Origin of the sequence: Flagellimonas algarum (assembly GCF_040513375.1) — a bacterium.
Classification (GTDB): domain Bacteria; phylum Bacteroidota; class Bacteroidia; order Flavobacteriales; family Flavobacteriaceae; genus Flagellimonas_B; species Flagellimonas_B algarum.
This window is the reverse complement of record NZ_JBEVTG010000003.1, coordinates 180,079-192,957: the sequence shown is the minus strand read 5'-3', so window position 1 is coordinate 192,957 and position 12,879 is coordinate 180,079. Positions and strand designations below refer to the sequence as shown.

The 12,879-nt window shown below is 42.7% G+C and carries 15 protein-coding genes; all 15 read left to right on the top strand.

Annotated elements, in window-relative coordinates:
* The first annotated feature begins 46 nt into the window (after positions 1-46).
* The 15 genes from ABV409_RS14540 (at position 47) to ABV409_RS14470 (ending at position 12,873) form a co-directional block, all read left to right on the top strand.
* The gene (locus tag ABV409_RS14540) at positions 47-397 is read left to right on the top strand and encodes a VOC family protein (RefSeq protein ID WP_353878346.1); all 351 of its coding nucleotides are present in this window, start codon (positions 47-49) and stop codon (positions 395-397) included.
* Between the two features lie 194 nt (positions 398-591).
* A complete protein-coding gene (locus ABV409_RS14535) occupies positions 592-1,053 on the top strand; it encodes a contact-dependent growth inhibition system immunity protein (RefSeq protein ID WP_353878345.1) in 462 nt (153 codons plus the stop codon).
* Between the two features lie 80 nt (positions 1,054-1,133).
* Entirely contained in the window at positions 1,134-2,351 is a 1,218-nt protein-coding gene (locus ABV409_RS14530; RefSeq protein WP_353878344.1) for an MFS transporter, read from the top strand.
* Between the two features lie 96 nt (positions 2,352-2,447).
* A complete protein-coding gene (locus ABV409_RS14525) occupies positions 2,448-3,044 on the top strand; it encodes a Crp/Fnr family transcriptional regulator (RefSeq protein WP_353878343.1) in 597 nt (198 codons plus the stop codon).
* A gap of 69 nt (positions 3,045-3,113) precedes the next feature.
* Entirely contained in the window at positions 3,114-4,595 is a 1,482-nt protein-coding gene (locus tag ABV409_RS14520; RefSeq protein ID WP_353878342.1) for an alpha/beta fold hydrolase, read from the top strand.
* Between the two features lie 344 nt (positions 4,596-4,939).
* The gene (locus ABV409_RS14515; RefSeq protein ID WP_353878563.1) at positions 4,940-6,208 is read left to right on the top strand and encodes a DEAD/DEAH box helicase; all 1,269 of its coding nucleotides are present in this window, start codon (positions 4,940-4,942) and stop codon (positions 6,206-6,208) included.
* Positions 6,209-6,316: 108 nt separating this feature from the next.
* Positions 6,317-7,081, top strand: coding sequence for a DUF6090 family protein (locus ABV409_RS14510; protein WP_353878341.1), 765 nt, complete (start codon positions 6,317-6,319; stop codon positions 7,079-7,081).
* Positions 7,074-7,829 (top strand): DUF6090 family protein, encoded by a 756-nt coding sequence (locus tag ABV409_RS14505; protein WP_353878340.1) that lies wholly within the window; start codon positions 7,074-7,076, stop codon positions 7,827-7,829. Before ABV409_RS14510 ends, ABV409_RS14505 begins: the two co-directional genes overlap by 8 nt.
* 112 nt (positions 7,830-7,941) lie before the next feature.
* Positions 7,942-8,484, top strand: a complete 543-nt coding sequence (locus ABV409_RS14500; RefSeq protein WP_353878339.1) for a hypothetical protein — start codon at positions 7,942-7,944, stop codon at positions 8,482-8,484.
* Between the two features lie 131 nt (positions 8,485-8,615).
* Positions 8,616-9,221: a hypothetical protein gene (locus ABV409_RS14495; protein WP_353878338.1), complete on the top strand. Its 606-nt coding sequence runs from the start codon at positions 8,616-8,618 to the stop codon at positions 9,219-9,221.
* A gap of 111 nt (positions 9,222-9,332) precedes the next feature.
* Positions 9,333-10,034: a DUF3667 domain-containing protein gene (locus ABV409_RS14490; protein ID WP_353878337.1), complete on the top strand. Its 702-nt coding sequence runs from the start codon at positions 9,333-9,335 to the stop codon at positions 10,032-10,034.
* Positions 10,035-10,161: 127 nt separating this feature from the next.
* Complete coding sequence (locus ABV409_RS14485) at positions 10,162-10,725, top strand: hypothetical protein (RefSeq protein ID WP_353878336.1); 564 nt, start codon at positions 10,162-10,164, stop codon at positions 10,723-10,725.
* 79 nt (positions 10,726-10,804) lie between these two features.
* Complete coding sequence (locus tag ABV409_RS14480; protein WP_353878335.1) at positions 10,805-11,164, top strand: nuclear transport factor 2 family protein; 360 nt, start codon at positions 10,805-10,807, stop codon at positions 11,162-11,164.
* 9 nt (positions 11,165-11,173) lie between these two features.
* Positions 11,174-11,830: a hypothetical protein gene (locus ABV409_RS14475; protein WP_353878334.1), complete on the top strand. Its 657-nt coding sequence runs from the start codon at positions 11,174-11,176 to the stop codon at positions 11,828-11,830.
* 134 nt (positions 11,831-11,964) lie between these two features.
* Positions 11,965-12,873 (top strand): hypothetical protein, encoded by a 909-nt coding sequence (locus ABV409_RS14470; protein WP_353878333.1) that lies wholly within the window; start codon positions 11,965-11,967, stop codon positions 12,871-12,873.
* Positions 12,874-12,879 lie beyond the last annotated feature (6 nt).

Below are 12,879 nucleotides of genomic sequence, written 5' to 3'. Positions count from 1 at the left end.
CTTCTTTTAGGCACTATGTTCCCCCATTTGTTTAAAACCGGCAGCTATGAAACGAACCATCGTACATTTTGAAATTGGATGTAGTGATTTGGATACCACCTCCGAATTCTACCACAAGGTCTTTGGGTGGGCCTTAAAAAAACAAGGGAATTCCGCCCTGATCGATACCGTTACCCATGATGCACTAAGCGGTCATCTCAATCAATTGGGCCCTAACGATCCCCAAAATTATGTAACGGTCTATATTGAAACCGATGCCCTAGAAGCCGATTTGGAAAATGTGGTATCCCATGGGGGATCCGTATTCGTAGCACCGACCCCCCTGCCCGATGGCAGGTCTTTTGCCTGGTTTAAGGATGTCGCGGGCAACCTGATCGGTTTGATCACTGCCCAGTAAATCCTTCTGGGGTACCATCGCAAGGTATAAAACAGAGCACGTTGGGCTTATCCGTTTCTTTGCTAAGAAGGGCGGAAAAGACAAAGGGTAAGGTAGGGAATGCGGTTGGAAATCATGTATCTTAGGACTTGGTGCGAAAAGGTATCGATCGAATGGTCGGCACACCAATGTTGTACAACACTGCAGAGATCGACATGAAGGTATTGAAATACAAAAAGAAAAGAGGAAAACTTGAAAATAACTGGCTTTTTAAATCATTGGAAAGCTTGGAGAAAGACGATTGGGGAGCAGTGCCCGTAGGTGAAAGCTATCTTGTGACAAGCTGTTATAGAGTGAGAAAAAAACCTTTAAACAGCTTAGAAATCGAGGATATCAGAATGCTGATCGGGCAAAATCTAGGTTTAAAATATGTAATCCCTTTAGCCCTCAAAATATTACAAAAAAATATCCTTGCCGAAGGTGATTTCTATGAGGGGGACTTACTCAAATCCGTTTTGACTAGCGATCCCGACTATTGGAAGATAGAACGTGAGGACTGGAATACTGTAATAGCGCTTTACGAAAACAACTTGGAAATAATCAAAAACGAAGCGGCGGAATACGAAACTGGAAGAGCACTCATCAAGGCATTCAAGGATTTTGAAAGAATAAAATAGACGTTGTACCACACCTAAACTGCGCTATAACGCAATTTAGCCATGCCGTTGTAGGTAATTTACCCAACCAAATAAACTGAATGAGCATAATTAAAAATCAGAAACACCCAAAAGAGACTTTTCATTTCAGTTTAGCCAGGATGTTGGAAGGAGCGTCATTCTATGGTCTACGTGCTCTGCTGGTTTTATACATGATCATGGGAAGCCTGAAAATGGATGACGAACAAGCCATTTCGGTATATAGTTGGTTTACAGGTTTCATCATTTTCTCTCAAATATTTGGTGCTTTGCTAGGAGACCTCCTGATCGGAAATAAAAAATCCATAATAATTGGCGGAATAACACAGTCGGCAGGGGCATTCATTTTATGCTTACCCACGACCTATGGCCTTTATATTGGATTATTCCTTGTTGTGCTAGGAACCGGTCTTTTCACTCCCAATATCATATCCAATTTTGGTAAATCTTATTTAAACAGAACTAAATTACTAGATGCTGGATTTACAATTTTTTATCTAGCCATTAATTTAGGTTCGTTTTTAGGAGTATTAATAATTGGCTATTCAGGAGAAAAATATGGATATAATATTGGTTTTATCATTTGTGGTTTATTGACATTAACTTCACTAATTCCGATTTTAAAAACAAAACAAAATGAATTAAACGAAGTGGAAAAAGCACCGATTGGCCAGCGAATATTAAACATAGTGCTTGCTTTGTTAATTGTCGGGCTTTTTTGGGGTATTTATGAAATATCCAACATCCGAATTTTTGATTTACAACTTAAATTAAGTGAGATTTCAACATTGGAAATTCCAAAAAATGCATGGCAATCTTTGACCGCTGTTTTCATTTTGCCAATAGGTCTAATAACTATCATAATCTGGACTTACTTTTACAGAACCCAATTTTTCAAATTGCTGATGGGGTTTTTATTTGGAGCAATCGCATTCGGAGTAATACTGTTTATACCAGAAACACCAAAAGAAAACCATATCATTTACCTTTTTATTTCACTATTGTTCTTAGCAATTTCTGAAATACATATTGCTCCGATAATCCATTCAATTTTGACAAAGTACTCTAACCCAAAATACCTAGCCATATTGGTTAGTTTGGCTTTTGTTCCAACAAAAATATTTGCCATTATTTTTAGCTTATTCGACGAGAGGTTTTATGAAAATCCGACTTTAGGAATCAAGTTTGGAATAATTGCAATGTTACTTGTAGGCATTGGAATACTCGGATATCTAATTATAAACAAAAATACCATCTCGAACAAAGGCCATAGTTTATAGTTGCAATGTGTTAAATTCAAACGTAAAATCAGTTAAAGGATGGATTTGCCACGGTTGGAAAACATACATCATTGACGGCAGGTTGGGACGAGACTGTTGCAGGCAATTCAAACAAAATCCGCTCAAATTAAAATGAAAGAAACAATCCAGTCGCTTTTGGAGTTTTCGGAGGAGAGTTTTGACCGCTTGTTAAAAATCGCCACTGAAAAAGAAGTAGCAAAGCATCAAGTCCTATTCCGGCCTGATAAACCCACCAACAAGATTTTATTTTTAAAAGAAGGACTGCTTCGAGGGTATAAGATTATCAATGGCAAAGACTACACCCACCATTTCTATTTTGAAAACTGGTTTGCAACGGATTTTTCCAGTTTTTTAAATGAAAAACCGAGTCAAATCTTCATTGAAAGCATCGAAAAAACCAGCTATTACGAATTCAAAAAAAGAGATCTCCTAGACCTTTACAACAAATCACATCAGAATGAAAGACTAGGGAGGATCATTGCTGAAAAAGCGTTTCTTTCAACCGTAGAAAAGCTAGCCGATCTACAATTGCTCAACTTAATCGATAAGTACCATGCGCTGGTAAGCAGAAACCCCAATCTGTTTCAAAGAGTGCCGCAAAAGTACATCGCATCTTATTTAGGGGTTTCCGAACAGAGTTTGAGTAGGGTTAAGAAACAGGCTTTTTCTTAACAAATGTGAATGCCTGCCTTGTAAATGGGCAGTTACTTTGTGACCTAGTTGAATCAATTAACGTTTTCTATGAAACTTCTTTTCACAGGCCTATTTCTTTGCCTTTCGTCAGTATCTTTTTCAAACAATCAGACCCAAAAAAAATTCAAGCCCACCTTTACCGCATCCAAAGAGACCACCCATAAAATCCCCGAGGGGCAAAAGTATAGGTTTGGCTATTTGGAAGTGCTCGAGGATAGAACCAAGCCGAATGGCAATACCATAAAATTACCCATATACATTTTTAAAAGCCGGAGTACAAACCCAAAGCCCGACCCGATATTATATACGGTAGGTGGCCCCGGCTATACCTCCATGCGTGCCTCACAGTACATGAAATCCTATAAATATCTGGATGACCGTGATCTTATTTTATTCGAACAAAGAGGTACCCAATATGCCCAACCAAGTTTAGACTGCCCCGAATGGGCACAGGCGATTTATCAATCGAACCTTCCTGGTTCCGATGCGACCAAAACGGATCGTCTTTTTCAAAATGCGGCCACCGCTTGCGGTGAACGATTGCGTAACCAAGGCATTGACTTAAACAGCTATACCACCAAGCAGATCGCAGCGGATATCAATGACCTAATGGACGTATTGGAAATTGCGGAGTATAATCTATTGACCATGTCCTATAGTACCAAAATCGGACAGGTTTTACTAAGGGATTATCCGGATAAGATCAGAAGCGTCGTCATGGATTCACCCCTTCCCTTGGAGGTGAATTATGATGAAGAAAGTGTGGGCAATCTTTTAGGGTCCTTGGACAAACTATGCATCGATTGCGAAACGGATCCGAATTGCAATAGGGCCTTCCCCAATCTCAAAAATCGCTTTCTCGCCTATTTGGAAGCGAAAACAAACCACCCGCTTGAGGTACAGGTGGAACACCCTGAAAATGGGAAGTTGGAGACTTTTTACCTCAAAGGGGAAGACTTGATCAATGTAATCTCCACTTCTACCGGAGGAGTACCCAACATCCCTTTTGAAATCAATAAATTACTTCAAAACGATTTGTCATCCGTAAAGCAACAATTACAGTATTTATTCCAAAAACCAGGAGGTGGCATCGGAACCGGAATGCGTTTATCCGTTTGGTGTGCAGAAGAATCGCCATTCAATTCCCAAGAAAGAATCGCTCAAGAAACCACGAAGTACCCCGCGGTAAAGGGGCTATCACCGGCGGTTTTCGACATGGAAGTTTGTAGGATCTGGGGGGTCGAAAAAGTGCCTAGGATTGAGAATCAGGCCGTAAAAAGCGACATTCCCGTGCTTTTGATCAGCGGGGAATATGATGAATCGACCCCGGTCAAATGGGCTGCAGCCATGAGCGCCAATCTGACCAATTCCTTTCATTTGGTTTTTAAAGGCTGGAAACACGGCCCGACCACGAATTGGGGCAACCCCTGTGGGATGCAAGCGGCCAATGATTTCTTTAATAACCCGACTGAGCAACCAAAACCAGGGTGTTTGGAACAAATTAGAAAACCTGAATTTAAAACGGAATAGCTTATTGCTTACAACCGGTGCATAAGCAATAGCGGTTTGGGCTTATACCCAAACCGCTATCGCATTTATTTAAGTTAATTCAAAGCTGACGGATTCGCTATCTAGCGCTGCTACCCATAAAAGAGACCGATAGGCGCAAGCATAATAAGGTATGTATAAGGATCTGGCAAAAACAAAAATGTCTCAGAAATAATGAGGCAAATAGAAAATAGCATCATTAAAGAAAATAAGATAGCTTTAAATTAAAGCTGCTATTGAAATCCATACGTCCTTGCTACATCGATATAAAACCATGACCTTTGTCCCGATCCGACCAAAACCTAAGTCATCCCTTGAAAAAGCACATGCGATTTGAAGATTTAAAATTGATTCCCTCCATACGTAAAGCATTGCGGGAGGAACAGTATACGGAACCTACCCCCATTCAGGCGAAATCGATTCCCTTGGTTTTAAACCGGGAAGATGTGCTAGGGAGTGCACAGACCGGAACGGGAAAAACAGCGGCTTTCGCCATTCCCATCATTCAGCATGTAGCGAACGACCTGCAACATCCAAAGGGCAAAAGGAACATTGTCGCATTGATCGTCACCCCGACCCGTGAGTTGGCCCTACAAATCGGGGAGAGTTTTGCGACCTATGGAAAATATACGCCTGTTAAGAATATCGTGATATTCGGAGGGGTAAAACAGGGCGCACAAGTCAGGGCCCTGCACCAAGGGGTGGATGTGTTGGTAGCCACTCCCGGACGTTTGCTCGATTTGATGGATCAAGGGCATATCACCCTGCGGCACATCAAGTATTTTGTGTTGGATGAAGCCGACCGTATGCTCGATATGGGGTTCATCAACGACATCAAGAAGATCTTGGCCAAACTGCCGAAACAAAGACAATCCCTCTTTTTCTCGGCCACCATGCCGCCGAATATTTTGAAATTATCGCAGCAGATCTTGAACCAGCCCAAGCGGGTCGTTATCGATCCCGTTTCTTCGACCGCCGAAACGATCCAGCAGTATGTCTATATGACGAACCGCAGCAACAAAAAGGCCTTGCTTTTGCATATCCTCCAAGACCCTGAACTCGAACAGGTTTTGGTGTTTTCAAGAACGAAACACGGTGCGGATCGCATCGTAAGGGACCTTCGAAAGAAAAAAATCAACTGTGCGGCCATTCATGGCGATAAATCCCAAAACCAACGCCAAAGAGCCTTGCAAGAATTCAAAGTGGGTAAGATCAGGGCCTTGGTAGCCACCGATATCGCGGCGCGAGGTATTGATATCGACAAGCTCCGATACGTGATCAATTACGATATCCCGAATGAGTCCGAGACCTATGTGCACCGCATCGGACGTTGCGGTCGTGCCGGCGAGGCAGGGATCTCCATTTCGATCTGCGAACCTGAAGAAAACGCGTATTTACGGGATATCGAAAAACTGATCCAACAAAAGGTCCAAGTAGTAAGCGACCATCCGTTTCCGCAAACGGACCGGCCGATGAACAAAGCGGAAAAGAAGGAAAAAGAAAAGGAAAAACGGAAGCAACGGGAAGCCTTTTTCGCCAATCGAAACAAAAAGAAAGGTTCGAATAAGCCCGGCTCCCGAAGAAGGAAAAGATGATTGGGGTCGATCCGTTGACTACATGAAGCAATCACGATAAACCTCGTATTTCGTTCCTTGATTCCGCGCATTTTATAAAAATCATATCTTTAGGGAAACCAACCCCTAGTGCTAAAATTCTTCCGCCGTATCCGGCAACAACTGCTCTCGGAAAATAAATTCAGCAAGTATCTGATGTACGCCATCGGGGAAATCATCTTGGTGGTGATCGGAATCCTCATCGCCTTGCAGATCAACAATTGGAACGAAGCACGAAAAAATCATAAGAAACTAACGACCGCGGTACAATCGGTTTACAGTGATATCGTTGCCGACGGTGTGTTGATCCAACAGCGTTTGCCGTTGGTCAACCAAAGAAACTCAAAAATCAATGGACTCATTAAAAGGGCCTATGCTTCAGAAACGGATCTGGATACATTGGTCCATATCATGCAAAACGAATTTCCCGTACGCTGGTATTCCTCTCCGACCTTTAACATCAATACATTTTCCAACTTAAAGGCTACCGGAACCTTCGACATCCTACCCGAAGAAATCAAGAAGGCGATATCGAACTATTATACAACCATGGAAACGAATCAGGATTATGTGGAGAAAGTGCTGGATCAATACCGGAGTCATTTGGATGATTTTGTGAAACGGTATAACATCATCGGTAGGTTGTATGATGCGAATTACAAGAACAGCTATATGTACAACCAGACATGGCGTGATATCGAAGGCAAGGATTTTTCGGCCCGGACAGCTGTCCTTTTTGCCGCGTATCGGGTACTTTACCAAGCGGCCAAAACCGAATTGGAAACCAACCAGCAGCAAATCGATGCACTTTTGCCACTTTTAAAACCCTATTTAGAAGAAAAGGAGCATGATTAAATTCTTCCGCCGCATCAGAAAACGACTCTTCGCTGAAAATAATTTCAGCAAGTACCTGATGTACGCTGTTGGGGAAATCATCCTGGTCATGATCGGTATCCTGTTGGCGTTACAGGCCAATAATTGGAATGTCGAGAGAACGGCAAAACGGGAGCTCGAACAATCGCTATCCAAATTACTTGTTGAATTAAATCAGGATAAGATCCATTTGAACGCGGTTATGAGTCAAAATGCCAGTTATGAATCCATGCTTGACTCCTGTCTGATGATTTTAAAGAATCCGAAGGACCATACGCTTGAAAAATTCGATGATTTCTTCAGATATACCAATTATACCATAAGCTTTGAGTATTCTTCCGAGTCTTTTGATGAACTTTCAAAACAAGGCAAATTAAAATTGATCAGTAACGATCAACTTGTGGATTCGTTAATTAGCTACTATGGGAATTCCAACCATAAGGGTATTGAAGAAGCAATGGTAAATCACACTAGGGATAACTTAAGGGTCTATACCACGGGTTTTGATTTTTTAAATTCCATTGATGACCTTGACAATTATAAAGCAGCTGATTTTGGAATTACAAGAAAGAAACTGGAAGACTATCGAAATGATGTGAGGATCATCAATGGAATTCGATTTAAACTGGTGCTTCATAAATATATTGAACTTGCTTACAAAGAAATCCTTCCGAGGATAGATTTTCTAATCAAGTTCATTGAAGAAGAATTGGATGATGAAAAGCTTTAGACAGCTCCGTAAATCCCTCTCTAGCGCTCGTCTCTGACGGTTGTGAACCGAAGCTTCAGCCAATGATAAAGGCAACCTATTAACATCCAGATGATTCCAATAACTCAAAACCATGGTAAAGACGATTCCCGAACAATCCGTTGACGAGATCATCACCTCAGGGCCGTTACAAAAGGTACATCTCTATCAGGTCAATGAAGCCTATTGGGAATTGGACGATACGGATCTGTGGATCATCGATGGTGCCATCGAAATGCATTTTCCGAGCGGCACGCTTACCATAGGTTGGTCAACGGACTATGATATGTTCATCACCACAGATAGGGGAACGGCTAAGCTCCTTGGCGAACTTGACCATAAGGAACTTCAACAAGGGAAAATCAGCAAAATCCACAAGCTGGCTGGAAAAACCGTCCAAGACCTACAATGCAAATGGGTCCCCTTCGAAGTTTGGGACGATGAGGCTGATGATTTCGTTGAGCAGACTACGCTGGTCGAGCTTTTGCTGACTTTCAATTCCAAGGAAAAAGTCCAAATTGCTACAGTCGACTATCAAATTGACGAGGAGGAGCACCCCTTTGGTTTCCGGTATGATTTGATGTCCGAAATGATCATCGTTTTACAACATCCCATTCCTATTGAACCACTAGCTTGAGCGTGACGAAACATAACTCATTTTTACCTAACTTCAACTTTCAAAAAAGCGCCTCGCACTAACGTTAAGGTCATACTTTGCTGCCTTTAGGTTTAGCTGTGAACGTTGTAAAACGCCACCATATCCTAACAATGAAAATATTTGAGCAGAAAAAATTCTTTACGAAAAGAGAGTTTAAAATAACGGAGTCCAAACTTTACTTTAATATTTCAAAATTTGGGGATGGGAATGAAATAGACATTCCTTTCGAGAATATAGATGGCGATAAGGTTTCATTCAAATCCACAAATGGTTTTGCGCTATCGGTAGCCCTGTTGTTTTATGTTGTGGGCATTGCTACCTACATCAGCAGCAATCTCTATGGTGAAAACGAAGACCCTTATCTTGCCCTCTTTTGGCTTGCACTTGGCACAGTGATGCTTGTCATTTATTTCGTAACAAAAAAAGACTTTTGGAAGATAAAGTTATCCAACAACAGCTACGTTTATGTCCATAAAAAAATTCCAAGTGAGGAAAAAACAAATGAATTTTTGGATGAGCTCATAAAAACCAGGAATCGCTATTTGCGTGAGAACTATGCCATTATTGACGAAAACCTGAACTATGAAAACCAGCTGGGCAATTTTCGTTGGTTAAAATCGATAAATGCTATAACCAAAGAAGAATTTGACCAAAAGTATGAGGAATTGAAACGTACGGTTAAACCTGAAAAACGAAATGTTGGTTTTGGTAAATAATGCTTGACAATACACACCATAACTCATTTATACCTCAGATGTAACTTAGTTATATTGCTGAAACGTTTACCGCAATAGGCGACCAACCAACCCTCAAAAAAACCACACCCCATGAGTGACCCTATAGAAAATGAAACCTTGCAAGAAGTTGAAAACGGCAGTCCGTTGGAACGGATCGACGGCACCTACATTTGGAATGAGATCGGCAGTGTCCTAAACTTTGACAAGGGCATCTTCTATACCATAAAAGAACTGATCCTCCGACCCGGCAAGACCGTTCGGGAGTTTTTGATCTATGACCGAAAAAGACTGGTCAAACCCATCCTGTTCGTCATTTTCAGTTCGCTGTTTTTTGTGATCTGCCAACAGCTTTTCGGCTTCAAAACAGGTACGGCCTCCGACGCCATCGATAGTCCAGGGGTTCAAAAAGCATTTGAGTGGGTCTCTGAAAACTTCGGTTTCGTCAACATTCTATTGGGCTTTTTCATTGGTTTCTGGATCAGGCTGTTTTATTTAAAATCCAAATTCAACATCTACGAGATCTTCATTTTGGTCTTCTTTACCATTGGGATCGGAAACTTGATTTTCGCGCTATACGGAATCCTTGAAAGTGCCACGGGTTGGCAGGTGAACGATGTGGCCCTATATACCGCCTTGTTGTATTCGGCTTGGGCCATTGGCAACTTCTTCAATAAAAAAAGCATTTGGAGCTATGTCAAAGGCTTTCTTGCGTATATCTTCGGGACGACCATGGGGTCGTTCTTGGTCATCCTCATCGGCATTCTGATCGATCTGATGAACAAAAACGGCTAAGCGGTCGCGAAACAAATGCGAGTCGACCGCAGCAACGAAATTCTAATTTACAAAGCGAGCAGTCTCTATGTTCTGTCATCATTGCGGATTTGAAACGGAAGAACCAATTTGCCCCAACTGCGGCACGGTGATCGTACGACCCGAATCGAAGATCATCACCTCATGGCGGTATGAAACCGATATTGCGAAAGTGGCTCGGCATACTGATGTATTGGACTATATCCATGCCTACGCCAAACAATCCAATGAGCGCATCGATTCGCAATACATCCTCGACAAGTTGGATTTGGTATTCGGTACGTTTACCGGATTGTCTACCAATCTGATCATGGAAATCGCGGTGCCGATCTATTCAAAACTAGGGGTCAAAACCGCAAAGCGGAAAACCGCCACCTTCGACCTACCGATGAACGAGGTTTTCGTTCGGGTACTCTGTGCCATTTCGGCGAATAAAAAGGTGGATTTCAACGAATTCCATCAAGCAAAAGACGGCATCTTGATCGTTGGCGACCTAAAACCCGATCTGCTCTCCTTCAAAGGAACAATGGTGATCACCTTAAGCCAGCGGAAGGAACAAGTATTGGCGGAATTCAACGCGGTGATCAAAGGGCAATTGTATGATTACGGAAAGAATGACCGCATCATTTCAAAACTCTTGGCCGATATCAAGTCGGTGCAGCTCAATGAATGATTTGCTAGGATAAAAGTCATACCGCATACCAATCGCTTGTTGCTTTTTTCCTAACTTCCTTGGGCTAAATTTATCGATTATGAAACCCAAAGAACTCGTGGCACGATGGGTGGCCTTATTCAACGAGGGCACGGCCGAAGAACTCACCGAGCTCTATCATTCGGATGCGGTAAACCATCAAGTAGCGAATGATCCCGTCGAAGGCAAACAGGCGATCGGCGCCATGTTCAAGACCGAATTCGAGACCGCCGACATGACCTGTATTGTCGAAAATCTGTTTGAGGATGGTGAATGGGCCATCTTGGAATGGAAAGACCCCTTAGGATTAAGGGGATGTGGTTTTTTTCACGTGGTAAATGGAAAAATCAAATTCCAACGCGGCTATTGGGACAAACTGTCTTTTTTAAGGATGCACGACCTCCCGATTCCGACTGAATAAATATGAACAATGAATGAAGACCTTTCCATATTTAAGAAATTCCCGTCCCGTGATCAGGCGACCGAGCTCATGGAATTGCTTAAGGAACACCATATTGCCTCGGTACTGGCCGACAATATCGCACCCGTTGACGTGACCTTTTCAGGCAATACCCTAGACCACCAATACGAAATCCGAATCAAGCCCTCGGACTTTGAACAAGCCGAAAAAATCTTGGAAGCCCAGGCCGAGCGGCTGATCCATGAAGTGGACAGCGACTATTACCTTTTTGAATTTTCAGATGAGGAACTCTACGATATCCTTCTTAAGGCCGACGAGTGGAACGAGTTCGATTATTCGCTTGCGCGGAACATCTTGACCCAACGCGGTAAATCCATCGATAAAGAGCTGTTGCAAGCCCTCAAAAAGCAACGCATCGAACAACTTGCCAAACCTGAGGAAAGTCAAAAAGCCTGGATCATGGCCGGATACATCTTCGCCATCCTCGGGGGGCTTTTGGGCATACTGATTGGCTATTTTCTATGGACGGCAAAGAAGACCCTACCCAACGGACAAAAAGTATACACCTATTCGGAAAAGGACCGAAAACAGGGCAAAATGATCTTTATCCTTGCCTTGGTTATTTTCCCCATAGCATTGATCCTAAGGGCTTTCGGAGGATGGTAAGAGGGAAGGCATGACAAATGCCCAAAACCATGCCAACAGCTGTCCCTTTTTCCTTAACTTACTACTATCGTTTGATGGCTGGGCAGCCCTCAATGTCCCCAACTTGCAACATGTATAACCTAAAACCAACCTCAGTGAAATACACCCTAGTCTTCGTCCTTGCCTTATTCGTAATTGGTTGTTCGGAAAAAGTACCCCCACAATGCGATTATGTAAGGGGATACTATCCGCTCATCTACCAAGCGGATTACCAATTTGAAACCAAAAACTTCGAGGAAGCCTTTCTCTTGTACGAGAAGGCCTTTGCGCACTGCAAACCCTTGAATACGCCGCTCTACAATGAAATTTCCAAGTTTTCCAAAGCCAGTGCGATTTTAAAAAAAGATGCAGTCACCGCACGCTTTTTGGAGGAACGGATTCAACACGGAACGGAGCTTGCCGCTTTGGAAAGAGATACGGTTTACGCGGCGTTCTTTGAAACCGAACTGGGCGCGGGTATCAAAGCCAAGTATCCCGAACTAAGGGAAGCTTATGAAGCCAGTTTGGATCTTGGGCTGCGAAAGGAAATCCAAAAAATGAGGGATTTGGACCAAAAATTCCGCTTGGTGCCCGAACCGGATGAAAGTCAAATCGACAGCATAGACACCGTCAATGAAATCCGGATCAAGGAAATTTTCGAAACCATCGGGTATCCGAACGATCAGGTCATCGGAGGTTTCAAAGTGGACAGGATCCCAACGAACATCGATATCATGTTGCTCCATACCTTCGACTCCCCCAACCGGGAGTACTTTCTGAAGAAAGTCGAGGGGTTCATTCAAAATGGGACCTGTCCGCCAATGATGTTGGGTACTATGATCGATCTGTACCACTTAAAGTATAACAGGCCCCAAGTCTATGGCACCTATACCAAACCCAATGGGGAGTTATCGAATGCGATCGATCTTGATAGTGTAGACAAGAACAGGTTATCGATCGGCTTACCGACCCTAAAACAGAAAAGGCAAAAAGACAGCCTTGATGCGATCAAATACGGTTACTGATCATTG